Genomic DNA, 23,929 nt, shown 5'->3' with positions numbered 1-23,929 from the left:
TCGATCCGCTCAGCAGTGCCGGCCGGTGAGACGGCCGAGGATCAGCGCCTCGGCCTCGGCGCAGAGGGCGTCGAACTCGGCCTCCAGATCCGCCTCGGCGGCCACCGGAGCGGGCAGACGGCCGCGGATCTGCGCGAGGGCGGCCCCGGCCCGGGTCCGGAATTCCGGATCGCGGTCGAGATCCGCCATCAGGGCGGCCGGGTCGATCGCGGCACCGGAGGACTCGACCGCGGCCGGCGGCCGACGCGTCGCGATCTTCAGGCGCTCCAGCCAGAGATCCTCGTGCAACCGGTGGGCCGCAGCCTGGATCTCGGCCGTCACGCCGTCCCGGTCGGCGGCGAGCGCGTCGTGGGCCTTCGTGGTGCCGCTCAGGTGGACGCGCACCAGGACCAAGCGGCCCGCCGCCGCGTCCGCCAGCGGCCGAAGGACCGCCTCGGCGGCCTCGATCGCGCTGCGGGTATCGGTGGCGTCGGTGAGATCCACCGACACCTGCTCGAACCGCGCGCGATCGAGGGCGAGGCGGGTGAGGCCGGTCACCCGTCCGTCGGACACCGCGACCAGGACGGCGCCCTTCTGACCGCATTCGCGGATGCTGCGGCCCTGGAGATTGCCGGGGAACACGATCCAGGGATCCCGGGACAGCTCGGCATACTCGTGGATATGGCCGAGCGCCCAGTAATCGTAGCCCCGGGCCTGGAGGTCGGCGATCGAGCAGGGGGCGTAGGTTTCGTGGCCCGCATGGCCCGTGCAGGAGGTGTGGAGGATCCCGAGGTTGAACCAGCCCGGCAAGGCTTCCGGGTAGGTCAACGACAGGTTTTCCGGGACGGCCCGGTTCTCGAAGCTGCGGCCGTGCAGGGCGACGCGCAGGGCGTCGAGGCGATGGGTGCCGGCGCGTTTGGCCTCGAAGACGTGGACCGAGGGGGGCAGGGTGATCGACTTGGTGATCACGCTCTCGGCGTCGTGGTTGCCCCGGACCAAGATGGTCGGGATGCCGGCGCGGTCGAGACGCGCCACCTGCCGGGCGAAGAACAGGCCGATCGTGTTGTCGGCCCAGTCGCCGTCGTAGACGTCGCCGGCCACGACCACGAAGGCCACCTGCCGCTCGATCGCCTGCGTGACCAGATCCTCGAAGGCGTGCCGCCCGGCCGCGGCGAGGCGGCGGGCGAGATCCGCGTCGCGGGTCGCCAGGCTCGCCAACGGCGAGCCGAGATGCAGATCGGCCGCATGGATGAAGCTGAAGCCCGACATCGACCTCCGGGAGGATCGTGGGAACGGTTGGCTGCGCGCGAGGGGACGCACCGCCGTGACCGCGCTCATAGGCTGTCGGCGGCTTTGGCCTCAAGCACCGTCGGCGTGCGGGACCGGGTTTGTCCCGCGTCGCGGATCCCTACGGCGCGGAATCGTCGCCGGATTCACGCCGCTCCTCCGAGGGCTATCGGATGCAGACTTCGCGTCGCGGCCGATCATCCAGCCCTGCTGTGCCGGGGTATCCTCTCGCCCCGCCTCCGGGGAGAGGGCTTCGGCGACCGCGTCGTCGCCGGACCGCAGACTGTTCAGCGCCCGAGTTCGACCGGAATGCTGAGATCGGCCACGCCCGTGCTGCCTACGAGGCCCGTCGGCGGTGCGGCGAGCGAGCCGACGCCCCGGACAGCGCGCAGCGCCCGCCGGTCGAGATCGGGCGAGCCCGAGCTGCGCTCGATCTCGACCCGCTGCAACACCCCGTCGGGGGCGATCTCCACATGGACCACCACGGTGCCGCCCCGCCGCCGCGATCCCGGCCGCCGTTCGGCGCGTTCGGCGGCATCGATCCGCATGACGAGATCCGACAGCCAGGCCCGCGCCGCAGGTCCGGGCGCGGCTTGGGCCGGAAACGCGCATGGGATGAGCAGCAGAGCGAGGAGGAGGGTCCGACGGGCGAACTCGGGCAACGGCATGCGGGACCGGCGACTCCTGGCGCGCGTGACGGTTGAACGTTCCTACGCGCGCTGAGTGCCCGAGGCGAGCCCTGACCCGTGGGCTGCAATCAGGAGATTGTGGTGGGTCTCCGGCTCCGCGGCCCAGCCGCAGCCAGCATGACTTCGTCGGTGCCGACCTCCAGGCCGGTATAGCCCAGCAGTTCGGCGAGCTGGGTCCGGGCGCGCCAGACGCGGCTCTTTACGGTGCCGATCCGGCACTGCATGACGGAAGCGGTCTCCTCGTAGGTGAGGTTCTCGATCGCGACGAGCACCAGCGCCTGCCGCATCGCCGGCGCCAGCCGGTCGAGGGCGGCGCGCACGTCGCTCAGGTCGAGATGGCCGCCCTGCTCGGGCAGCGACACCATTCGCTCCGCCTGCGCGCCGTCCTCGTCCTGCACCTCGCGGCCGCGCTTGCGGTGCTCGTTGTAGAACTGGTTGCGCATGATCGTGAACAGCCACGCCTCCAAGTTCGTGCCCGGCGCGAAGCCGGCCCGCGAGCGCCATGCCCGCAGCAGCGTGTTCTGCAGGAGGTCGTCGGCCCCGACGTGATTGCGCAGCAGCGAGCGCGCGAAGTGCTGCAGGTTCGGCACCAGGCGCAGCAGGGCAGCCTGGAACGCCTTCTCGTGGCCGTCCCGGGCCTTGCCGAAGGCCGCATCCAGGAGCTTCAGGAGGTCGGCGAAGCGATCCGCGATGGGCGGCTCAATCACATCCTGCGCGTAAGTCGCCGCGAGCAGATGGCCCAGGTGCGACTGGACGCTGCCGGGCAGCCGGGGAGCCTGCGGGGCGATTGTCCCGCCGTCACTGGTGTGTCGAAGCATGATCGCCGATCACCTATGAGGAATAAAGAGTATCGGTCCGGCCATTAGCGCCCGATCCCAGGACGATCGCCGCAACATAGATCAGCCGATATCGAGATCTTAAGATTGATCCATGATGTGCCGGCTGCTAATCCAAGCGGAATAGTGGGCCGGCGGCACGCTTTCGCTCCGGATGTCTCGCGCGAAAACCTGTCCTGCGTCACACTGCATCTGCGCACCGGCACCGAAGCATGTTGCGCTGGCGGCCTGCGAAGCGAAGCCGTAGTGCTGCAGCCGGACGCCGAACTCGGGACTACATGCATGACACGCCTGTCCGACCTCGAAGACGATCCGGCCTTCCAGCAGGCCGTGCTGGCCGTGCGCGGCGCGGCGAGCACGCTGAGCGGACGCGCCGTGACCGAGGAGGAGGCGCGCTTCCTCGTCGGCATCGCACTGACCACCTTTGCCCATGCCGGCGGCCTGAGCGAAGCGAGCCAGCGGCGACTGGCCCGCTTCTCGGAGACGATCGAGCACGGCACGGTGGTCGAGACCCTGACGCGCCACTGATCTCCCCTCCCTGTCGACCCGGATCGCCGCGAGCGGAGCCGCCGAGGGCCGAGCCGGTCAACCCGACCGGGCCTCCACCAAGCCGGACCGCAGGACGCGCAGGAGATCCTCCAGCACCGCCTCGCGGTCCTGCGGCTGGCTCGTCGCCAGGGCCAAGCCCGCCTCGAGGTGCTGGCCGATGATCAGAAGCCCCACCTCGCGCAGCGCGGCGCTGGCCGCCCGGATCTGCTGGATTTCGTCCAGGCAGTAGCGATCCGCCTCGATCATCGCCCGAAGCCCGCGGACCTGCCCCTCGATCCGGCCGAGCCGCCGGACCAGCGGGGTACGCTCCGCGTCGGTGCGGGCAAGGCAGACGCGACCCTCGACGAATGTAGCGCGTATCACCGTTTTTGGGCCTGATCTGTCTTGGTCCGCGCGGGTGACGCTTCGAAGCGCCGGGCCGTCAGCCGATCTGCTGGGTCTCGGCCGCGCTGTCCGGCCGTGCCGGACCGAGCACCGGCGCTTCGCCCATCGGCTGGTTCTGCACGACGCTGAACTGGCCCTTGCCGTCGAGCGAGGGGCCTTCCGTCCAGCGGCCGGCCGGGGGCGGCGAGCCGTCCGCAGCGGTCCCGAAGAAGTTGTAGTTGAACTTCTGGTTCTCCTTCTCCTGCGGGAAGGAATTCGGGATCGGCAGCGTGCCGGCATGACCGCCGAGTTCCTCGATCACCGCCAGCCATTGCTGCTGGTGCATCGTGTCCCGGGCGATGAGGAAGCTCCACATGTCGCGCATGCCGGCATCGTTCGTGGCGTTGTAGAGACGCACCGCCAGGACGCGCCCGGTGCTCTCGGCCGCAACGTTGCAGTACATGTCGGCCGCGATGTTGCCGCTGGCGTAGATGTGGCTCATGTCGAAGGGCACACCATCGGAATTGCCCGGGAAGGCGGCCATGCCGGCGGACAACAGCGTCTTGTGCAGCATGCCCTCGGCGATGTGGCGCGGATTTTCGCCGCCCATCACGGCGCCGACGATCGCGTCGGCCGCGCCGGCCTCCTGAACCTTGGTCGGGGCGGTCTCGAGATTCATCGCCACCGCGGTCGCCAGCATCTCGATGTGGCCGATCTCCTCGGTGGCCGTGTGGAGCAGCATGTCCCGGTACTTGGTGGTCGGGGCACGGTTGCCCCAGGCCTGGAAGAAGTATTGGAACGCGACCCGGATCTCGCCCTCGACACCGCCGATCGCTTGCTGAAGCATGCGGGCGTAAATCGGATCCGGGCTGTCGACCTTGACCGGGTACTGCAGGCGCTTGTCGTGATAGTACATGATGAGTGTTCCTCGCGTGAGGGACGGCGCGGTGAAGCCCACCGCACGATCGGCCGCGGGTCCCGTACTCCACGGGAGCATCGCGCCTCGCTTTCTATCCAACCCGGGCTCAGGACATCGGTTCAGTCGACGGACGCATTGTGAACGATTTAAGAGGTCGAAATCCGATTTTCCCTTGTGAAATCAACACGAAATTTCTTTCGGCAAAGAGATTTTCACGAGTCTGATGCGTGAATGATCCGACATTAACATAGGTTTTTGCGGGTAGATCTATGTCAACATCGCGCAATCGGGCGAAGGATGAGCGCGAAATAGCCTCACCTGCAGACCCGGACGCTGCGGCTTCTCGCGACCGCGGGTTCGTCCCGCACTCTGTGGCTGCGGAGCGAGGGCGTGTCGCTGGATCCGGCCGCGTCCGATTTCGGATCCAACCGTGACGGTCATCGATCGTTGAATGCGCAATTAAATCGTGCAAATATCCAAGGTCCGATTGCGTACGCCTCAGAAAATATTGGAACGACTTCTGGTCCAATCATTTCCTAACGACTTGTACTGGAAGATGCGCTGATCTCACGCGCTTTGAATATCCGGGTTGGCGCGTCGCCAATGACCTGGAGTGCGTCCTATGCTCACTGCCCCAATGGCCGATCTGGGCCGCCTGTTTGGGACCCGTCCGGCAACCCCTGATGGGTTCGCCAGAGAGCTTGGCCTGCCCATGCGGGAGCGGTCCATTGCCAAGCAGCACGATCTGCTGCTGCCCGGTGCTGAGCCGGGCGTCGCTCATCTGCTGCTCGCCGGTCACGCCTGTCGCAGCCGCATGCTGCGGGATGGGCGCCGGCAGATCACAGCGATCCTGATACCCGGAGACCTCTGCGATCCGGAGGCGATCGTCGCAAACCGCGCGGATTATGCCGTCAACACGCTCACCCGATGCACGGTCGGCGAGATTTCCCTGGCGCGGATCGCCGCCCTCGACCACCGGGACTTGACCGCCACCCTCGGCCACCGCCTGCGCCGCGAGGCGGCCATTGCCCGGGAATGGATCGTCAGCCTGGGGCGCCGGGTCGGGATCGAGCGGATGGCGCATCTCCTGTGCGAGTTGCGCTGGCGGCTGGCGGCGGTGGGCTTCGCCACCGAGGACAGCTTCGAGATGCGGATCACGCAGAGCGACTTCGCCGACGCTCTGGGATTGACCCCGGTCCACGTCAACCGGGTTCTGAAGAGCCTGCGCGAAAGCCGGCTGATCCATCTGCGCGGCGGCCAGCTGACCTTCCTCGATCGCCCACGCCTGGAACGGCTGGCGCAGTTCGATCCCACCTACTTGGAGATCTGAGCCGATCCCGTGTGATCGGACCGTTCGAACCGCTGGTTGGACGCGCGTTCCGAGCGACCCCGCGCAGACGCAGCCGTTACGGCTCCGTGATCCCGGGTCCGGGCCCCGATCACAGCCACCCGACCCGACGGGCCAGCATCACGCAGAGGGCGAAGCAGGCCGCCACCGTGACGATCAGCATGGCGGCGTTCGTCCAGAACCGGACCGGCCGGCTGGACCCGTCGATCCCGCTGGCGCGCAGCCGAACCCACGGCACGTAGAGGTAGAGCGCGATCACCGTGAGGATCAGGAACGCGAAGGTCGGCACCCGGCCACTCGCGAGCGCAGCCCCCGCCAGGATGGCCCATCCGAGAACGAGGCTCACCATCGTGAACAGGGCTGTGGAATTCACGGGCCTTCACAATCCTTCCGGCGCGACTTTGCGCCCCCGTGGGACGGGGGGATCGTCCCGGGCTCAATCCCGTTCTCTAGCCCGGCCACGCCCCGGCGCTGCACGCCCGCATGAGCGCAGTTCCCAAAGTGCTACAGGGACTTACAGGCAGCGGTAGTGCAAGTGTGTGGAATCCGGCCGCGTCCGTCAAGTCGCACGCCAGGGCGATCCGGGCGCCAGTTCGGATCGCTCCGCGGCCATGCTGGGCGCGTGACCGGGTCGCGATATAACCGGCTTGGCGAGACGGGTCCGCGTCTGCGGCGCGGGCGGTCTCCGTCATGCCCTCTGCACCGGAACAAAATGGCCGTGAAACCGAAGCTGCTTCGTCTCGCCCTCGCCGCAACGGCGACGATGTCCCTGTCCGTGGCGCAGGCCGGCTGGCAGGGCCCCGGGGCGCAGCCTCTGTTCGTCAATGAGGCCAATCCGAGCGGATACAATTACGCCCCCAGCGTCATCGTCGAGGGCCAGACGACCGACATCTGGTGGTGCGGCCTAGGGCAAGACCGACGTGATCTTCCACCGGACCTACACCGCCCAAGGGGGCTTCTCGCCGGCGCAGATCGTCTTCCAGCCCACGCCGGGATCCTGGAACCGCCAGTATGTCTGCGATCCGAGCGTGATCAAGGGCGCGTTCCGCAACCCCGCGGACGGGCAGCCCTACGCCTACGCGATGTACTATTCGGGGGCCGACAACCTGCCGGGCCACGACAACCACACCGGGTTGGCCTTCTCCAACGACAAGGTGACCTGGATCGACTACCCCGAGCCGGTCATCGCCCCGCTCAACCCGACCGTGGCCCAGGGCAATTACGGCGCCGGGCAGCCGGCGACCATCAACCTCGACGGCCGCTCCAGCCTGCTCGTGTTCACCACCGACCTGACCGGCCCGCAGGGCGTGGCGGGGTTCGGCGACCTCTACGTGCGCCGGACGGCGGACGCGGTGCATTTCGATCCGCCGGTCCGGGTGCCCAACCGGACCGCCGACGGCGCGACCATCAATCCCAACTCCGATTTCGCCTACGACCCGTCTTCGGGCGACGTCTACGTCGTCACGGGGCTGCCGGGGCGCAACTGCCAGCTGGTCGCCTGCAAGGATCCGGCCCGCAACCCCGACCGCGAGACCTACCAAATGGGTCTCTACCGGATGCCGCTGAAGGCCCTGCTGAGCGGCGCACCCGCGACCTGGATCCCGGCCGGCGACCTGAACACGGACGTGACGGGGTTCTACCTCAATCACAGCCCCGGCTTTCAGCGTGACCCCTTCGGCAGCCTCACGCCCTTCCTGCCGTCCGTCACGGTCTATTTCTCCGGGGGCGATCCCTATCCGGGCACTTGGCGGATCGCCGCGGCGACCGAGAACCCGGCCGCCGACCGTGCGCCCCTGAAGCGGGCGCTCGGACCGGGCGGCCACTGGGTCACCACCGGCTACATTGCCCCGGGCTACACGATGGAGACCGCGCTCGGGACGGTGTTCCTCCTGCCGAAGCCGGGTACCGCCAAGCTGATGAGCTGCCTGGCCGGGGCGGACCACTTCCTCAGCCGCGATCCGAACTGCGAGGGCCGGACCCCGCTGGGGCAGACCGGCTATCTCTACGAGGCGCCGCGACCGGGCAGCCACCCGATCTACCGCTGCCTCGCCGGCGGCCGGGACCATTTCGTGTCGACCGACGCCAAGTGCGAGGGGCAGGCGACCGAGGGCCTGCTCGGCTACGGGCTGGACTGATATCGGGGCAGGGCCGCCCGACGGGTCCCGGTGCGGCGTTGCGCCCGGGAACAGGGCGGAGCGCGTCGCCTTTCTGACGGTACCGTCGGCTCACGCCGAACCTGTCGGCTCACGCCGCGTGGCTGCCGCCGAAAACCCGTCCCGGAGATGCCTCTGATGCCCACTCTCACCCGTGGCGCGGCCGCCCTCGTCGCCTGTCTCGTCGCCGGGCCGGCCTTTGCGCAGGGCAAGCCGCTTCCGCCCCCGGCAAGCGACGTGACGCCGCCGGTGGAACTGAGCATCAGCATGCAGGACGGCAAGCCGGTCTGTGATCCGGCCGAGCTCCGGCTGCCGGCGGAGACGAACGTCGTGCTCCACATCAAGAGCAGCGCCGACGCCCCCGTAATCCTCACCGCGCCGGGTCAGTTCGAGAACGGGCTGATCCAGCATTCGGACGGCGACCTCGTCCATGTGGAGAGCGAAAAGGGCTACACGATCAAGCAGAACGGCCAGGGCACGCTGCGCCTGCGGACGATGAAGGCGGGGGAGGAGACCTACGCCTGCACCAGCACCCGCAACCAGTCCGCGCCCTTCAAGGGGAAGCTGACCCTGGTCCCGCCGGCCAATTAAGGCTCTGACAACCCATGACCAGCGGCGCATCCAGCGAGACCCTGAGGATCTTCTACGACGGGGATTGCCCGCTCTGCCGCGCCGAGATCGGCCATTATCGCACCTGCGACGGCGCCGACCGGCTCGCCTTCGTCGATGTCGGGCACTCTCAGCCCGCGCCGACGCTCGCGCCCGGGCTGACCCACGCGGCCGCCCTGCGACGCTTCCACGTCCGCACGGCGGACGGGCGGCTGGTCTCGGGTGCCGAGGCGTTCGCCCATCTCTGGATGAATCTCCCGGGCTGGCGCTGGCTCGGCCGTCTGATCGGCCTGCGCATCCTCGGCTTCCGCCCCGTGCTGGCGATCGCCGAGGCGGCCTATCGCCTGTCGCTGCCCCTGCGGCCGCGCTTGGCGCGGTGGGTCTCGCGGCAGCACGCGCATCAGCGCCGATGACCGGCGGATGACGACGCGCTGCGTCCACTATGTCGGCTTCCGCGACGACCGTTACTGGAATGCCTTCCGGATCTTCGGCGGTCCCCGGGTCATCCATCGGCGTTGGGACTTCTATGCCACCCGCGATGTCGGCCCCGACGATCTCGTGGTGTTCGCAGAGGGCGACGACACGCAGCCCCTTGCCGAACGAAACGTCACCGATATCGACGAGCGCTGGCTTTAGCGCGCGCTCCGCCGTGGCGGCGACCGATCCGGCGTAAGGCAGCGCTTCACACCGAAGCTTGAGAGACGGGCCCGATTGCAGGGTGATCGCGCACGCCCGCAAGGTCTCGTTCGATGCGCAGGCCTGGGCCAGGCCGGCCTCCGCTTTCCCTGTTGACGATCCGCGAGCCGACCTCGCCGCGGCACAAGCTCAGCGTTATGGTCCATTACTGATGTTGCGGCCGACAATTTCTCCTGGCACTGGTTCAACGGAAAGCTAGTTCGAAACGGAGCCTGTTTAACGGGTTATTAACTATCATCGGTGCTGGTTCGCTTCAGTCCAAGGAGCCCGTTCCATGATCTCCGCAAGTCTCCTCGTCGTGATCAGTGCGGCGCTCAGCGCGGCCGCGGCGGGCGCCGTGCGCGATCCGAACGCCCGCAGCCGCTGACGACGCGGCGGCCGGACTGTTGCCGGTCTGCGACAGGATCCGGATCGCGCGATCCGGACCCGCCTGAGCCTTCGAACGGGCACAGTTCGACGGCACCCCTGATCGGACGATCCTTGATCTCCGGTCCCGTGCATGTTCCCTGCAGTCCGTGCCTTCGTCCTCCAGCATCGGGAAGGCAGTGCGGTGCTCGCCTCGTCGGGCGCCTTCCTGCTCATCGTCTCCGTGTTCGCCGCCCTGCTGGGTTAGATCGGGCTGCGGCGGCCGAGATCCTGCCAGAGCGGGCCCAGGCCTCCTTCGAACAGGTGATGCGGCCCGGCCTCCCATCTGGTTGTCTGGCGCCTCCCAAACCCCAATGGCATACTCAGCCCGCTCCGGTCTCCAGCGCGGGCTCTTTCGTGCCGGCCGGCCGTGGAACCGGTACGCGATGGCGGCCGAACAGAGCTCACGGCAGACATAAGTCCGGCGAGCGACTGCTTTCATCCGATCCGGCGGCCAATAAATATCCCGCAACCAGGCATTTACGGGTCGCCGGAACTGGGCACATCGTAACGGCTGCGCGTGACCGATCGTCAATCGGGACAAACAAGCGCGCGAACCCGAGGAGACGCCCATGCTGTCGAGACGAAGCTTCGTGAATTGTGCGCTCTGCGTGCTCTCGAGCGGCTTCACGGCCGTCGCGGTCGAGGCGCAGCCGGCCGGTCAAACCTCCGGCGTCACGCGCACGATCCTGAGCACCGAGGACTTGCCGGGCGGACATTACGTCGTCGTGCAGGTCGCCGCCGAAATCGCGCCCGGGGCGACCGTCGCACGCCATACGCATCCGGGGATCGAATCCTCGGTGATCCTGGCGGGCGAGGCGGAGTTGCTCGTCGACGGCCAGCCCAATCGCACGTTGCGGGCCGGCGACAGCTTTCAGGTTCCGGCCGTCACCCCGCACAGCCTGCGAAACGGCTCCGGATCGACGCGCGTGGCGGGAACCTACACGGTGGAGAAGGGCAAGCCCCTCGCGTCGCCGGCCTGAACCGACCGCGCCCGTTCAGGTGCCGAGACCGGAGGTCGGCCTCTGCGGCGGAAGCGGAGGTCGCACGATGCGGGATCCGGGCGGCGTCGGTTCGCGATCCCCGCTGACCGGCGCCTCGGATCCGGCCACCGAGTCCGCCGGCCGGGCCGGGCCCGGACCCTCGGCTTGCCGGGAATCGCCGACGCTGCGGGTCGCGCCGATGTCGCGGGACATGGTGGTGCCGCGGATCCTGCCGGTGTCGCTGGGCTCGGGAAGCGCGCATTGCTCGCCGCAATTGCTGACCACCGCGTCGTAGGCCTTGCCGGCGATCGCCGCCGAAACGACGCAGCGGGGCGGGTGATAGACCAGCTCGTACTGGAACTTGCCCTGATCGTCGGACTCGGTGCGGAATCGGCCGTCCAGCACCACCGGCATATGCGGCTGCTCGGTGGTGCCGACCACATAGAGCCGCCCGGTCGCAATCGCCGCGATGGTGATGTCGGAGGCCGCCCGTGCGGAGCCGCAGGCCAGCAAGGCCACCGCTCCTACGGCGGCGATCGGGATCACATGAGCCAACCGGCCAACCTCCTGACGCGCGTTCAACCTCGACGTATGGCCCCGTAATGGCCCTGACCGAGACGGCGACGCCACCCGCCCCGAACACCGCAACGAACATCCGGCGGGCTTTGCTCCATCGGGGCGGGCCTCCCGTAGGACGGACCTGCCCGCTCAACGCAGGCTTCAGGACCGCTTCACGGCGCCCAGGCTCCGCGTGAGTTGCACGACCACGTCATCGCCCTTTGAGGGTGCGATGGCTGTGACGGGCGGCTCGAAATCCTGCAGGCGTCGGGCGACCTCCATCACGACGTGCTCGACCGATGGTGGCCACGGCACCCCGTTATCCAGCAGCATCCGGGCTGCGCGGACGAGCATTCTGAACTGCTCGGGCGGGATCGACGCGCCCGCCACATGCTGATCGAGGATGCGATCGGCAATCGCCGCCGCCAGCCCGGCAACTTCAGCCATCTTGTCTGGCTCATCGCCGGTATCTGTCATGTGCGTGGGACCTTCGCCTCTGGCGCTGGGTGCGGATCCAACCCGGCCCCGGAGCGACCGACCTCCGTAGTGCCGATCCGTGGACCGAGGCGCGCCGCGGGCGGTCGTACCGGAACGGGTCCGGGTGTGGTCGAGCCTGACGAGCGGCCGCACGTGCGCGTTATTACGGGACATGACCTCCGCAATTGTCCCCTGGTCAATAAACAGGCCCGGCGGCAGAGTTCAAGCTTCACCCTTCGGGCCGGGATGCGCTGGCGCTCCGAAGCCGCCGCCGCGGTGACCGGGCGCCGGGCATCCACGCCCGCCCCTCAGACAGAGGGGGGAGATGACTGCGGAGCGGGCGTGGAGGTCGAGCGCGGAGCCCGACGACCTTCAATAGCAAGAATTATGCAGTCCGGCCGGATCGCGCCTGCACCACGAAGCCCGGCCAGGCGCTCGAGCTGCCGGCGCGGGGCGTGACATCTGCGCCCAGGGCCGAAACTGTGCCGTGCCCGCGGCGGCTTGATCAGGCATGGGGTTCCTCTACGGTCTGCCGGTGTCGCCAACGCCATCCAGCCCGGGCAGAACGCGATGCTGTCCACATCGCTTGGCCAGCCTGTCACCGCCGCGCTGATGTCCGTAGGGGTGGCCTTCGTCGCCCTGTTCTGAACCGTACGGACTTGCCCGGGACTTGCCCGGGGCGGCGCCGAGCCGCCCGGTCTCGCCCTCTCCGCCGGTCAACGCAAGCCCTGCGTGGGCGCCCGCGTCACGGCAGGCGCCCACGATCGGGTGGGGATGGAAGGGCGCTCAGCGCCCCTTCTTGTAGAGCTTGCTGGCGATCTCGAAGATCTCCTCCGGGGCGTAATCCGGCGCGAACGCACCGTAATTGCCGTCCAGTTCCGGGATCTTGCCGCCCTCGGGATAGCCGTCCACCACCTCGAGATTGCCCGGCGGGTCGCCTGGCAGCGCCACCTCGTCGTTCGACCACACGCCAGCCGCCTCCTTGTAGTCCGACTCGCTGAACGTGTAGAGGCGGCGGTGCTTGCCCTCGTCGAGGTACTTCTGACACTCGGGGATTCGCGACAGGTCGATATTTGGCGTCGGCAGCATCTTCTCGATCTGCACCCCGGTGAGCTTCTTCAGCGCCAGGGCATAGGCGTGGGCGTGCAGCGAGCCGCGCACGAGCAGGTAGGCGCAGGTCTCACGCCCGGTTGGCTCCGACATGGTCTCGTAGACCCGCAGTTTGTGGATGCGCGCGCCACACTCCAGGTGGAAGTTGTGCAGAAGGTCGATGATCAGATTTCCCGTCGTCGTCACCATGTCCATGTTCCAGGACGCGGCGTTGGAATTCATCGGCATGGCGCCGCCGCCGTTCGACAGGAAGCTCCCGGCGAGCCGGATGTCCTGCATGTCTTCGAAGGGCGCCTTCGAGATATCGACGTTCGATTTCGGGTTGCCCGGGCCGTTGTTGAGCAGGGCGATGCCGGTCGAGACCAGTTCGACGTGGCCGATCTCCTCAGCGAAGATGCTCGACACCAGGCTGTAGAACGGCCGCAGCTTCTCCTTGTTGCGGAAATTGAAGCTCTGGAACATGTAGTTGCCGAGGGTCGACATCTCGCCGTACTTGCCGCCAAGCAGCTCCTGCAGGGCGGCGGCGGCGTTCGGCTCGGGCTTCTTCGGCTCGGGGAGTTCCGTCAGTAGGCGGTCGATCTTCATGAACATGCGAGCGGCTCCACAGCGCGGGGTGCGCATGAGGGCATCTGCTTGAGGGGAGCGATCGTTCCTGCCCGATCGCACCACGGCCGCGTATTCTGCCACGCTCGGCCTGTTCGCCACGACGGCGCAGGCCGGAGGCGCCTCGACCGCCGGTGATGACCGGCGGCCTGCGCGCTATTCCGGCTTCACGAATTTGCACTTGCCCCGGTGCGACCACGGACCGGCGACGCCAAACTCGGCGCAGAAGGCATCCACGGCCCGGGTTACCCCCGGGAAGCGGCCGCCGAGCCGGTCGTAATCGTCGGCGATGAACAGGCCGCCGGGTCGCAGGACCGGCCACCACGCCCGCAAATCGGCGGCCACCGATGCTTCCTCGTGGCCGGCATCGAGATGGATCACGTCGGCGCTCACGCCGCGCAGGCGCATCAGCTCCGCGGCGTTCACGGAGTCCAGGGGCAGCGGCACCACCCGATCGGCCATGCCCGCGCGCAGGACGTTGGCCAGGAAGGTCCGGTAGAGGCTCGGGAAGCCGTGCTCGGTGCGGAGTTCCGCGAAGAGGCCCGCATCGGCCCAATGGTCGACGGCCCCGAGCCACGTGTCGACCGCGACGATCGTGCCGTCGATGCCGCGCTCGGCCAAGGTGCGGGCGAGGTAGAGGGCGCTCGCCCCCTTCCAGGTTCCGATCTCGACGATGACGGCCGGGCGGAGATCGATCACCGCTTCCTCCAGGTAGGGATGGATGCTGCGCCAGCCCTGGAGATCGGCGGGACGCAGATCCGCTGGCGGGCCGGCGAAGGGGTCGCGGCCGTGCCACAGGGCGGCGATGAGGTCCTGTCGGGTCATGGTTGGGCTCGGGCTCAGGAGCGCACGCGGCGGTGCGGATTGTTTCAGGGTGCGGTCGCCGCCCCAGCCCGGGCTTGCGCGTAGAGCGCCTCGCAGCGGTCGAGCCAGCGCGCGCGGGTGAACAGCCGCTGGACGCGCGCGTGCGGGATCGGCCTCGGGATCGCGAGCGCCGCATCGATGGCGTTGGCGAGGTCGTCCGCGTCGCCCGGCGCCGTGAGGGAGCCGGCCTCCCCGACGATTTCCGGGACGCCGCCCCGGGCGAAGCCCGCGACCGGCACGCCGCAGGCCATCGCCTCGACCGCTGCGAGCCCGAACGGCTCGTCCCAGCACGGCGTGGTCAGGAACACGGAGGCGCGGCCGACTTCGGCGGCGAGGGCGGCGCCACCGAGCCGGCCGCCGTAGCGGATCGCGCCGCCGAGCAGTGGCGCGACCTGCGCATCCCAGTAATCGGGCTCCTCGATCGGGCCGAACAGGGTCAGCGGCAGCCCGGCCCGGCGCGCCGCCGCGATCGCGTGATGGGCACCCTTGTCCGGCGCAATCCGCGCGCACCAGACGGCGCTGCCGTCGCCGCGCGACTGGAAGGGCCAGGCGGCGGGATCGACGCCGTTGTGGAGCACCGAGGCATGCCGGGGCGCCCCGTCCGGCCACCATGCGTCGCGTTGCGCCTGCGACGTGGCGGTGATCCGGTGTCCCGCGGCGGGGCTCGCCTGCACGAACCAGCGCAGGGCGTCGAAGGGTGGCACGTGCAGAGACGTGACGGTGGGTATGGCGGCGGTGCGCCGCGGTTCCAGGGGCAGGCGGCTCAGGCTGTTGTTGTGGAGTACGTCAAAACCCCCGGCGGCGATCCGGTCGCAGGCGGACGCATAACCGGCGTCGAGATGATTCTTCAGACCCGCATCGCCGCGGTGCTCCAGGCCGGCGTGACTCCGCTCGTGGTGGACCGGGATCACGGGATCCAGGGCGAAGCGCCGGTCGCTGTCGCCGGAGGCGAACAGCACGACATGGTGGCCGCGGGCCGTGAGGCCGTCCACGAGGTTCCAAGTGTAGGCTTCGAGGCCGCCCGCGAAGGGCGGGGCGATCGGGTGACGGAGATGGGCGAGGAGCGCGATCCTCACGCCGTCACCGGCGCGGGCTCGTTCGCCCGGGCCTCGATCGTGCGGATCACCGAGGCTGAATTGGTGTAGGGCTGGTGGCCCTGCTGTCCGGTCAGCGCGAGATCATCGGCGTCGGGCCGGCGCAGGATGCGGATCGGCCGGTCGGGCGTGTCGTCGATCAGGCCCATCACCTTGAAGGCGTAGAGCCAGTGGCCCATGGTGCGGTAGCCCCACTTGGCCTCGAACAATTCGGCGTTGCGCACCACGCTGTCGAGGTGATGGACCGGCGGCATGTGGTGCGGGTGGTACTGGTGATAGGCGCGGGCGCCCTTCATCCAGGCGATCGGGATGCCGCTCCGGTCGAGGAGCTTGCCGAAGTCGGTGTCCTCGCCGCCGTAGCCGGTATAGCGCTCGTCGAAGCCGCCGGTCGCCAGGAAGGTGTCCCGCCGGATCGCGAAGTTGAGCGACCAGAAGCAGCGGTAATCGTTGCAGATCTCGATGCCAGCGGCCGGCGGGCCCCGGCGGTCGGAATGCCTCTCAGCCACGGCGTCGAGCCCGTCGTAGTCCCAGGCGCCGGTCGTGGCGTGCTCGGGCAGATGCAGCACCTCGCCCATCAGGAGCCCGTCGAGTTCGGCGAGCCCCCGCGCGTAATCGGCAACGAGATCGGGCGCGGGGATGCAATCGACGTCGAGGAAGGCCACGGCATCGCCGGATGCCGCCGCAACGCCGCGGTTGCGCGCGGCCGCGAGCTGCAAGTCGCGGCCCGGCACGAGGATCTGGTGCACCGGAAAGCCGACAGCGGGCAGGTCGTAGGGTGCGTCCTGCATGACCGCGACGATGAATTCGGCGGGGGCTTGCGTCTGGCGTTCCAGGCCGAGGAGCACGTTGCGCAGGTGGGCCGGACGCCCCTTCGCGAGGGTCACGACGGAGACGGTGGACATGCGGCGCTGAGGCTCCGATGGGGTCGGGGGAGGGGCGGCGTTCATTCGGCCGCGACGGTCCGGAGCGGTCCGAACTCGGGGCGCGGTGCGGGTTCGGCCCCGGCGGGTCCGAGGTCCCAGAGCGCGTCGGTCAGCCCTTCGAGCCAACCAGCGGCGCGGGCGGCCGCCTCGGGGGCGTACAGGTCGCGCAGGGCGGCCCCGTCGAGGCGGCGTGCGCAGGCCAGGAGGTCGCGCCAGCCCTGGAGATCGCCCGGCCAGACGGGGGCCTGCACGGCGGCGCCGAGGCGGACCAGGGCCTCGGCCTTGCGGGTCTGTTCAGCGAAGTAGCGCCATTCCGGCATCACGATCAAACGGCCGCCGACCCGGGCGACCTCGTGGACCGTATTGTCGCCCGCCGAGGCGATCACGATGTCGGCGGCGGCGAGGTAATCGGTCACCGAGGCGACCCAGCCGAGTTCGCGCAGATTGGAAAAATCGGTCTCGTGGCCCTCACGGTGGGTCGGCCCGAGGGTGAGCCACAGGGCATCCGGCGCGGCCCGGGCCGCGACCGTGAGCGGCGCGTAGGGCGTGCCGCTGCCGCCGCCGCCGGTCACCGCCACGACAATCTCACGGGCGGGGTCGAGGCCGAGCTTTGTGCGGGCCTCGGCGCGCTCCGGCACCCGGTCGACGGTCGTGCACAGGCCGCCGCTGTAGAAGGTCTTGGCGCGCAGGCGCGCCGGGTAATCGTCCTGCTCCAGGCGTTCGTCGAAGGGGGCGAGCATCCCGACGCAGGCCTCGTAGGCGCCGACGTGGCCGATATCGGAGCGGTCGCCATGCATGCGGATCTGCACCGCCGGCACGCTGGCGATGCGGGCGAGCAGCGCGATCTCCGCCGAGACGTCGACCACGAACAGGCCGACATCGCGCGTGTCCAAGTGGTCGAGGATGGTCCGCATGGTCCGGCGCATCGCGGTCAGGCCCAGGGGGACGCAGTGCATCACCTGCGGGGTCGGCTCGGCGTAGAGGCGCGCGGTCGGCACCGCGGCGCCGATCATGTTGGGCAAAGCCACGATCTCGATGTCGCGATGGAAGCCGTCGAACAGGCTCGGATCCGCGGTCAGGACCGAGACAGGCCGGTCTCGGCTGAATTCGGTGGCCAAAGCCATCGTGCGGTTGGCGTGGCCGCGGCCCTGGTGATGGACGAAGAACGCGATCGGCTTCTTCATGGCGGTCGGTCCGGCCTCGGCGTCAGGAGAACAGGGCGTCGGGCCGCAGGGCGGCGGCGATCTCGGGTTCGGTCGGCGGGCGGATCAGGCGGATCGCGGGGCCCCCGGCGTCCCAGTCGATCAGCCCGGCCGCACGGAACTGGTCGAGCCAGTAGGTCATGCACCAGCGCCCGTGCCGCGCCCTGAAGCGTGCCGCATTGGCGAGGATCGGCGCGAAGTGCTGCAGGGGTGGCACGTGGACCGGGTGGTGCTGGTGGTAGGCGCGGGCACCCGCGACCCAGAAGGTCGGCAGCCCGGAGGCGGCCAGCCGCGCGGCAAGGTCGGTCTCCTCGCCGCCGTAACCCACGAAGGCCTCGTCCATGCCGCCGGCCGCGCGCCACGCCGCGGCCGGCAGCGCGAACGACAGGCCCCAGAGCTGACCCGCATCGGGTTCCGGCCGCAGACCGGCCTCCGGCAGGCCGGGCCGGGCCGGATGGGTACGGCCCGCGCGGTCGAGCGCCGCCGGATCGGGATCGCCGTCGGACGCGCCGGGCGGCAGGTAGAGGACCTCGCCGAGGAACAGCCCCCGCGCCGTCCGGGCGGCCTGCGCGTAGGCCGCGACCAGCCCGGATGCCGGGATGCAATCCACGTCGAGGAAGACAAGGAGATCCGCCGAGGCCGCCTCGGCCGCCCGGTTGCGTGCGGCGGCGAGCGGCATCGGCTCGCCCGGCACATGGAGGTGCCGGACCGGGCAGCCCGGATCGGGCAGGTCCGGCGCGCGCTCGGGCTGCATCCAGGCGATCACCAGTTCGCGCGGCGGCAGGGTCTGGCGGGACAGCCCGCGCATCAGATTGCGCAGCCGGTCGGCCCGGTTGCGAACCAGCGTCAGGACGCTTGGGTTACGCGCCGCCCCGGGATCAGGCGACGTCTCAGCCAACATGGGCCAGCATCCGACGGAAATGCGAGACGCCCTCGATGATGCCCCGGGCATGGGTTCGCCGGGCCACGTAGGAGTGCTTCAGGGCGGCGTGGCTCGCGAGGTCGTCGGAATAGTTCGCCACGATGATCGCCTGGACGCGGGCGCCCAGCATCTCGATGTCGTTGCCGGAATCGCCGGCTACGAACACGGCGTGCTCCGGCAGGTCGTACAGGGTTCGGACGTGATCGACGGCGGTGCCCTTCGAGGCCGATTCCGGCAGCACGTCGAGGTACCGGCCGTGACTGTGGATCACGCGGGCGGCGAGGCCGGCCTCGGCCAGGCACCCCCGGACACGCCGCGCGGCCGCCGGGTCGCCGAAATAGCTGAGCTTCAGGGCGCGCTGCTCCAGCGGCCCCTGCGGGCTGAGCCCGTCGAGCCCGGCCAGAGCCGCCTGCACGGCGGGCCGGTCCCAGCCCGGCTCGATGGTCCGGCGCCACGCGGCGTCCGCCGTGTAGGTCACGCCGTTGGCATCGAGGTGATAGATCTCGGACCCCACCGAGGTGATCATCACCTGGGGCCGGGGGCTCGCCTGCTGCTCCAGCACCGCCATGGCGCTGTGGAAGGACCGGCCGGTCGCGACGCCGAAGGCGAGCCCCGCCTGCCGGCTCCGCCACCGGCGGAAGATGCCGAGCGCCGCATCGCAGCCGACCAGCGTGTTGTCGATATCGCAGACGAGGAGTTGCCGGGGGGCCGGAGCCGGCGGCTCCGAAGCCAGCAGCGCGCGCAGCAGCACGTGGTAGCGGGCGGCGTGCCGGTCCCAATCGTAGGCCGCCGCCGCCCGAGCGCCGCCGGCCACGCAGCGGGCGTAGAGCGCCGGATCGCCCAGGATCCGCAGGCAGGCCTCGGCGATCGCCTCGGGCGCGCGGGGATCGACCAAGAGCCCGTTGCCGCAGGTCTCGACGATGTCGTTGGGGCCGCCGCTGTCGGTGGCGACCAGCGGCAGGCCGGCAGCCGAGGCCTCCAGCAGCGTCAGGCCGAAGGGCTCGTTGAGGGCCGGGTTGACGAACAGGCCGCCCCGCGCCCGGGCATGGGCGTAGATCGCCGGAACATCCTCCGGCCGGTGGGTCTTCGGATAGGCGACGCGCCCATAGAGGTCGTAGCGGTCGATCAGGACCAGGAGGTCTCGCATCGTGGCGGCCATGTCGCCGTCGAGGGTGTCGATATCCTCACGGGTGCCGGCGACGATCACGAGGTTGGCGTGGGCTTGGAGCGCGCGGTTCTCGCCATAGGCCCGCACCAGAGCCGCGAGGTTCTTGCGCGCCACCGGCCGGGTCAGCGCCAGGATGGCTGGTTTGGCCGGATCGTCCAGGAAGCGGTCGATCGCGGCGTCGATCCGGGGGTTCGGACGGGCCGCGGCGAAGCGAGCGAGGTCGCTGCCCGGGGGCAGGATGCGGACGCGGCCCGGATCGTAGGCGGCATAGCCGGCATATTGCACCTCGGCCTCGTCCCGCGACGAGGCGATGACGAGCTGGGCCCGCGCCAGGGCCTGTTCCTCGGCGGCGATCCGGTAGGCGAGGTCGGGGCGGACAGGGGACGCGCCCAGCATCCGCGCCTTCACGCGTCCGAGCGAATGAGCCGTGAACACGAAGGGGATGCCGAGGCGGTCCTCCACGAGGGCTGCCACCGTAGCCGCGTCGGCGTAATGCGCGTGGATGAGATCCGGAGCCCGCTCCTGCGCGGCGATCCAGGCGATGAGATTCTCGGCGAAGCACGCAACCTCGGCGTGCATCGCTTCCTTGGCGCAATAGTCCGCAGACGCGCTGGCGAGCCGCACGAGCGTGACCTTGTCGGCGATCGGCTCTTCAGGCACGGCATAGGCGGCACCGAGGGGACCGCGGAACAGGCGCGTCGCCACCACGATCCGCGCAAGGTCATGATCCTGCGCTGAGGCCGAGACCAGATCGAGCAGGTAGCGGATATGGCCGCCGGTGTCGGCGGTGAGCCCGTAGACGACGCCGTCGCCGCGCAGGCAGCCCTGCAGGGCGATATGCAGAACGAACATCAGGCGCAGGCTGCGGCTTTCGGACGCCCCCACGGATTTAATGTCAGTCCAGCGATCGACGCGCCACGACTTAACATATGTAAAGAGGTTGCCGTGCTCCGCATTGCCCAGGTCGCGCCAAACATATTTCCCGTTCCCCCGGATCATCACGGCGGCACCGAGCGAGTTGTGCACGATTTGAGCACGGCGCTACGAAGCTTGGGCGTTGAACTAACATTATTTGGCTCGTCGGACAGTGTGACAGACTTGCCGCGCGTCGGCGAATATCCGAGTCTCGCGGCGCTGGAGCGGCAATACGGACGCGTCGCGCCCGGGGTGCCGGCCGCCCTGGATGCCCTGCAGCTGGAGGCCCTGCGCCTGCGGCTGGACGATTTCGACATCGTCCATTGCCACGGCGAATTCGCGCACGCGGCGCTGCTGGGCGCGCGTCGCCGGCGCAGCCTGACCACCATCCACTGGCGGGTCGACGAGCTCGACCGGGCCTTGTTCTTCCAGGGCTTTCCGGATTTACCGGTGGCGGCGATCTCGGCGGCGCAGGCGGCCGGCATCCCGGCCGCGAACCGGGCCGGCATTGTGCATCACGGCATCGACCGGGACCGCTACGGTTTCCGCCCCGCGCCGGACGATCATGTCGCCTTCGTGGGCCGCATGACCGACCAGAAGCGACCCGACGTGGCGATCCGTGTGGCCCGCGCCGCCGGTCTGCCGATCCGGCTCGGCGGCACGGTCGATGTCGGCAACCCGAATTACTTCGAGACCAAGGTACGTCCCCTTCTCGGCGCGGACGCGACCTACCTCGGGCCCGTCGACGATGCCCAAAAGGGCGAGCTCCTGGGCGGTGCCCGGGCACTCCTGTTTCCGATCGACTGGCCGGAGCCCTTCGGCCTCGTGATGATCGAGGCCATGGCCTGCGGGACCCCGGTGGTTGCGTGGGATCGCGGCTCGGTCCCCGAGATCGTCGAGGACGGGGTGACGGGCTTCATTGTCGCCTCCGAGGCCGAGGCGGTCGCGGCGCTGGCCCGGATCGGTCAGCTCGACCGCGCCGGGATCCGCCGCCGATTCGAGGAACGCTTCACGGCCGAGCGCATGGCGCGCGATTACCTCGCCCTCTACCGCCGCCTACTGGCCACCTGATGCGCACCGCTCTCCTGGCCTGGGACTACCCGCCATCGCCGAGCGGGCTCTCGACGGCGGCCCGCGAGATCGCCGAGAGCCTCGCCGAAGCGGGGGCGGAGGTCACGGTCTTCACCCTGGACCGGACGGGCCACGCGCGGGTCGACGGCGTCACTATCATGGGCCTCGCCCTGCCGCCGGGAAGCCCCCTGGCATGCCTGCGCCTCTGGGGCTCGGCCGGGCATCTCGCCGCGCCGCTCGCGTTTCGGTACGCCGTGCGCTCCGCCCACGCCACGGCGCCCTTCGACGTGATCGAAGCCACGAACTGGTACGCACCGGCCGCGCTGCTCACCGGCCATCGGGATTTGCCGCTGGTGACACGCAGTTCGACGCCGGCCGCCTTCACCCGCGACCCGGCCGGCTCCGTGAGGAACCGCCTCGACGGATGGACCGCCGACCGCCTGGAACGCCGGCAGGTCCGTGGGAGCGCCGGGCTCATCGCCAACACCGCCGCGCACGGTGAGGTCGTCGCCCGGGCCTACGGGCTGGGCGGCCGGCAGCCCGCCGCGGTGATCGGCCTCAGCCTTCCGCCCGAGGTCGCGGCGGCCGCCCGCGGTGCCCCGTACCCGGAGACGGCGGAGCCTCTGCGCCTGCTCTTCGTCGGGCGGGCGGAGGCGCGCAAGGGATTCGACGCGCTCCTGGCCGCCGTGGCGATCCTCGGCGCGGAGCAGGCGCGGGGGAGCCTGCCGCCCTTCGTGCTCGAGCTCGTCGGCGTACCGCCGGACGATCTCCCGGCCGATCTGCCGCAGGTGGCGCGCCGGCACATCCGCGCCCGCGGCCGGATCGACGGGCAGGCCCTGTCGGCAGCCTACGCCGCGGCCCATGCTGTGCTCGCCCCCTCCCGCTACGAGAGCTTCGGCCTCGTCTATCAGGAGGCCCTGGCGTATGGCCGCCCGGTCGTCGCCTGTGCGGAGGATGCGAGCGCACGCGCCTTCGTGGGCGCTCCCGGCGCCGGCCCCCTGGCCTCGACCGCCACCGGGCCGGCCTTGGCCGAGGCCCTGCGCCCGCTCCTCATAGATCCGGACCTGCGTCGTGCGTATCGCGCCCGCGCCCTGGCGGCGGCGGGCCGCTTCGATCGGGCAAGCCTCGGGCGCGAGACCCTGGCGCTCTACGAACGGGCGATCGCGGCGGCGCGGATGCGTCAGTCGGCATAGGGGCGCAACAGCGCGATCGCCTCCTCCGGGCGTCCGCGGCCGGGATCCAGAGCCTCGTAGCGCCGCGACCGCGCCCGGACATGGGCGCCACTCAGACGGTGCTCGATGCGGCCGTGCAGGGTGATGAAGCTCTCCGGCCATCCGCCGTCGAGGACCGGCCGCTCGTGGACGCGGCCCGCGTAACGCAGGCCCGTGCGGTTCAGCCGGTATTGAACATCCGGGAAGACGTCCGACAGCACGCCATCAACCCGGTTGGCCCGTGCGAGACCGATCGAGGCCACGCCCTGCGCCTCGGCGAGGGCCGCCAGGGCGGACAGCAGGCGGCCGGCTTCCGGGCTCAGCACCTCGTCGGAATCGAGCTGCAGCATCCAGCCGTGACGGGCGAGGCCCTGGAGCGCGTTGCGCTGCGCGGCGAAATCCCCCTCCAGGGGGCGGGCGGCCACGCGCACCGCCCCTATGGCGAAGCCGGCAACCGGCATCGGAACGGCGGCCATCTCCGGCCCGTCGATCAGGATCGCGACATCGTCAGCCCAGCCGGCGTGAACCGGCAGCGCCGCCAGCACGTCGTCCCGGTCCGCCGGGCGACAGAGCAGGCCCAGCGAGACCGTGCATCCGCCGGTCACTTCGAGCGCGAACAGCGCCGCCCGGGCGGCCCGGGTGCCATGGGGGTGCCGGAGTTCCGTGCGACCGGCCTCATCGAGTGGACGGATGCCGAGGCTCCGCCCGGTCGCGGCGCTGCGCAGGGTATAGAGGTCGAGGCCGTAGGGCGCCGCCGGGTCGGATGCGAAGAGGGGTTCGGACAAGCTGCGGGCGAGATGCGCCCGGCACGACTCCGGATCGGCCCCAACCGCGAGCAGGACCCCGCAGGCGCCGCAGGCCAGGGGGAAGGTCCTGCGATGCCCGCCCGGATAGGTCAGATGCCGTTCGCTCGGCCCGAGCATGTCGGCCGCGCAGACGAAACAGCGGCGCATAGTTCCACCCCAACAGGCTCGCTCGGCGGAGGGCTGGCTGGG

General features: G+C 69.9%; 26 protein-coding genes. 10 read left to right on the top strand and 16 right to left on the bottom strand.

What is annotated here, in order from left to right:
• Positions 1–9 precede the first annotated feature (9 nt).
• The 3 genes from OXS49_RS04315 to OXS49_RS04305 form a co-directional block, all read right to left on the bottom strand.
• Positions 10–1,248 (bottom strand): DNA repair exonuclease, encoded by a 1,239-nt coding sequence (locus OXS49_RS04315; RefSeq protein ID WP_267422133.1) that lies wholly within the window; start codon positions 1,246–1,248, stop codon positions 10–12.
• 305 nt (positions 1,249–1,553) lie between these two features.
• The gene (locus OXS49_RS04310; protein ID WP_267422131.1) at positions 1,554–1,934 is read right to left on the bottom strand and encodes an energy transducer TonB; all 381 of its coding nucleotides are present in this window, start codon (positions 1,932–1,934) and stop codon (positions 1,554–1,556) included.
• Between the two features lie 89 nt (positions 1,935–2,023).
• Positions 2,024–2,773 (bottom strand): sigma-70 family RNA polymerase sigma factor, encoded by a 750-nt coding sequence (locus OXS49_RS04305; RefSeq protein ID WP_267422128.1) that lies wholly within the window; start codon positions 2,771–2,773, stop codon positions 2,024–2,026.
• 300 nt (positions 2,774–3,073) lie between these two features.
• On the opposite strand from OXS49_RS04305, the gene OXS49_RS04300 reads away from it, so the two are divergent.
• The gene (locus OXS49_RS04300; protein WP_243927135.1) at positions 3,074–3,319 is read left to right on the top strand and encodes a hypothetical protein; all 246 of its coding nucleotides are present in this window, start codon (positions 3,074–3,076) and stop codon (positions 3,317–3,319) included.
• A 57-nt stretch (positions 3,320–3,376) separates the two neighbouring features.
• On the opposite strand, the gene OXS49_RS04295 is transcribed toward OXS49_RS04300, so the two are convergent.
• Positions 3,377–3,637 carry a metal-sensitive transcriptional regulator gene (locus OXS49_RS04295; RefSeq protein ID WP_267422276.1) on the bottom strand — a complete coding sequence of 87 codons (261 nt, stop codon included), beginning with the start codon at positions 3,635–3,637 and terminating at the stop codon, positions 3,377–3,379.
• A gap of 124 nt (positions 3,638–3,761) precedes the next feature.
• Positions 3,762–4,619, bottom strand: a complete 858-nt coding sequence (locus OXS49_RS04290; RefSeq protein WP_267422126.1) for a manganese catalase family protein — start codon at positions 4,617–4,619, stop codon at positions 3,762–3,764.
• Positions 4,620–5,334: 715 nt separating this feature from the next.
• On the opposite strand from OXS49_RS04290, the gene OXS49_RS04285 reads away from it, so the two are divergent.
• Positions 5,335–5,952, top strand: a complete 618-nt coding sequence (locus OXS49_RS04285; protein WP_244005292.1) for a Crp/Fnr family transcriptional regulator — start codon at positions 5,335–5,337, stop codon at positions 5,950–5,952.
• Positions 5,953–6,061: 109 nt separating this feature from the next.
• Here OXS49_RS04285 and OXS49_RS04280 read toward each other — a convergent pair whose 3' ends face one another.
• Positions 6,062–6,343, bottom strand: coding sequence for a hypothetical protein (locus OXS49_RS04280; protein WP_244005294.1), 282 nt, complete (start codon positions 6,341–6,343; stop codon positions 6,062–6,064).
• A 547-nt stretch (positions 6,344–6,890) separates the two neighbouring features.
• On the opposite strand from OXS49_RS04280, the gene OXS49_RS04275 reads away from it, so the two are divergent.
• The 5 genes from OXS49_RS04275 (at position 6,891) to OXS49_RS04255 (ending at position 10,816) form a co-directional block, all read left to right on the top strand.
• A complete protein-coding gene (locus tag OXS49_RS04275; RefSeq protein WP_267422122.1) occupies positions 6,891–8,105 on the top strand; it encodes a hypothetical protein in 1,215 nt (404 codons plus the stop codon).
• Positions 8,106–8,261: 156 nt separating this feature from the next.
• The gene (locus OXS49_RS04270) at positions 8,262–8,714 is read left to right on the top strand and encodes an anaerobic typically selenocysteine-containing protein (protein WP_244005298.1); all 453 of its coding nucleotides are present in this window, start codon (positions 8,262–8,264) and stop codon (positions 8,712–8,714) included.
• Positions 8,715–8,728: 14 nt separating this feature from the next.
• Positions 8,729–9,145, top strand: coding sequence for a DUF393 domain-containing protein (locus OXS49_RS04265; protein WP_267422116.1), 417 nt, complete (start codon positions 8,729–8,731; stop codon positions 9,143–9,145).
• A gap of 7 nt (positions 9,146–9,152) precedes the next feature.
• Positions 9,153–9,368: a hypothetical protein gene (locus OXS49_RS04260; RefSeq protein WP_267422113.1), complete on the top strand. Its 216-nt coding sequence runs from the start codon at positions 9,153–9,155 to the stop codon at positions 9,366–9,368.
• A gap of 1,037 nt (positions 9,369–10,405) precedes the next feature.
• Positions 10,406–10,816 (top strand): cupin domain-containing protein, encoded by a 411-nt coding sequence (locus OXS49_RS04255; protein ID WP_244004211.1) that lies wholly within the window; start codon positions 10,406–10,408, stop codon positions 10,814–10,816.
• Positions 10,817–10,831: 15 nt separating this feature from the next.
• On the opposite strand, the gene OXS49_RS04250 is transcribed toward OXS49_RS04255, so the two are convergent.
• A complete protein-coding gene (locus OXS49_RS04250) occupies positions 10,832–11,362 on the bottom strand; it encodes a hypothetical protein (protein WP_267422275.1) in 531 nt (176 codons plus the stop codon).
• Positions 11,363–11,536: 174 nt separating this feature from the next.
• Complete coding sequence (locus OXS49_RS04245) at positions 11,537–11,851, bottom strand: hypothetical protein (protein ID WP_244004207.1); 315 nt, start codon at positions 11,849–11,851, stop codon at positions 11,537–11,539.
• 570 nt (positions 11,852–12,421) lie between these two features.
• Between OXS49_RS04245 and OXS49_RS04240 the strand changes: the two genes are divergently transcribed.
• A complete protein-coding gene (locus OXS49_RS04240; RefSeq protein ID WP_267422273.1) occupies positions 12,422–12,499 on the top strand; it encodes a hypothetical protein in 78 nt (25 codons plus the stop codon).
• A 138-nt stretch (positions 12,500–12,637) separates the two neighbouring features.
• On the opposite strand, the gene OXS49_RS04235 is transcribed toward OXS49_RS04240, so the two are convergent.
• The 7 genes from OXS49_RS04235 to OXS49_RS04205 all read right to left on the bottom strand — a co-directional run bounded on the left by OXS49_RS04235 (position 12,638) and on the right by OXS49_RS04205 (position 20,589).
• Complete coding sequence (locus tag OXS49_RS04235; protein ID WP_244004203.1) at positions 12,638–13,552, bottom strand: manganese catalase family protein; 915 nt, start codon at positions 13,550–13,552, stop codon at positions 12,638–12,640.
• Positions 13,553–13,720: 168 nt separating this feature from the next.
• Entirely contained in the window at positions 13,721–14,389 is a 669-nt protein-coding gene (locus OXS49_RS04230) for a class I SAM-dependent methyltransferase (RefSeq protein WP_267422105.1), read from the bottom strand.
• Between the two features lie 44 nt (positions 14,390–14,433).
• The gene (locus OXS49_RS04225) at positions 14,434–15,504 is read right to left on the bottom strand and encodes a glycosyltransferase (protein WP_267422103.1); all 1,071 of its coding nucleotides are present in this window, start codon (positions 15,502–15,504) and stop codon (positions 14,434–14,436) included.
• On the bottom strand, positions 15,501–16,424 hold the full coding sequence (locus tag OXS49_RS04220) for a galactosyltransferase-related protein (protein ID WP_244004197.1): 924 nt from the start codon (positions 16,422–16,424) through the stop codon (positions 15,501–15,503). Before OXS49_RS04220 ends, OXS49_RS04225 begins: the two co-directional genes overlap by 4 nt.
• 41 nt (positions 16,425–16,465) lie before the next feature.
• Positions 16,466–17,629, bottom strand: a complete 1,164-nt coding sequence (locus OXS49_RS04215) for a glycosyltransferase (RefSeq protein WP_267422096.1) — start codon at positions 17,627–17,629, stop codon at positions 16,466–16,468.
• A 22-nt stretch (positions 17,630–17,651) separates the two neighbouring features.
• Positions 17,652–18,548, bottom strand: a complete 897-nt coding sequence (locus tag OXS49_RS04210; protein WP_267422094.1) for a galactosyltransferase-related protein — start codon at positions 18,546–18,548, stop codon at positions 17,652–17,654.
• Positions 18,538–20,589: an HAD-IIB family hydrolase gene (locus OXS49_RS04205; RefSeq protein WP_244004216.1), complete on the bottom strand. Its 2,052-nt coding sequence runs from the start codon at positions 20,587–20,589 to the stop codon at positions 18,538–18,540. The genes OXS49_RS04210 and OXS49_RS04205 overlap by 11 nt, the downstream gene beginning before the upstream one ends.
• 93 nt (positions 20,590–20,682) lie before the next feature.
• On the opposite strand from OXS49_RS04205, the gene OXS49_RS04200 reads away from it, so the two are divergent.
• Complete coding sequence (locus OXS49_RS04200) at positions 20,683–21,723, top strand: glycosyltransferase family 4 protein (RefSeq protein ID WP_267422092.1); 1,041 nt, start codon at positions 20,683–20,685, stop codon at positions 21,721–21,723.
• On the top strand, positions 21,723–22,916 hold the full coding sequence (locus tag OXS49_RS04195) for a glycosyltransferase family 4 protein (protein WP_267422090.1): 1,194 nt from the start codon (positions 21,723–21,725) through the stop codon (positions 22,914–22,916). Before OXS49_RS04200 ends, OXS49_RS04195 begins: the two co-directional genes overlap by 1 nt.
• On the opposite strand, the gene OXS49_RS04190 is transcribed toward OXS49_RS04195, so the two are convergent.
• Positions 22,904–23,887: a hypothetical protein gene (locus OXS49_RS04190; RefSeq protein ID WP_267422271.1), complete on the bottom strand. Its 984-nt coding sequence runs from the start codon at positions 23,885–23,887 to the stop codon at positions 22,904–22,906. The two genes, OXS49_RS04195 and OXS49_RS04190, sit on opposite strands and share 13 nt — an antisense overlap.
• Positions 23,888–23,929: the final 42 nt, after the last annotated feature.

The organism is Methylobacterium sp. GC_Met_2 (assembly GCF_026540795.1).
In the GTDB taxonomy this organism is placed as follows: Bacteria; Pseudomonadota; Alphaproteobacteria; order Rhizobiales; family Beijerinckiaceae; genus Methylobacterium.
Note: the sequence above shows the minus strand (reverse complement) of the source record. Positions and strands in the feature narration are given on the sequence as shown.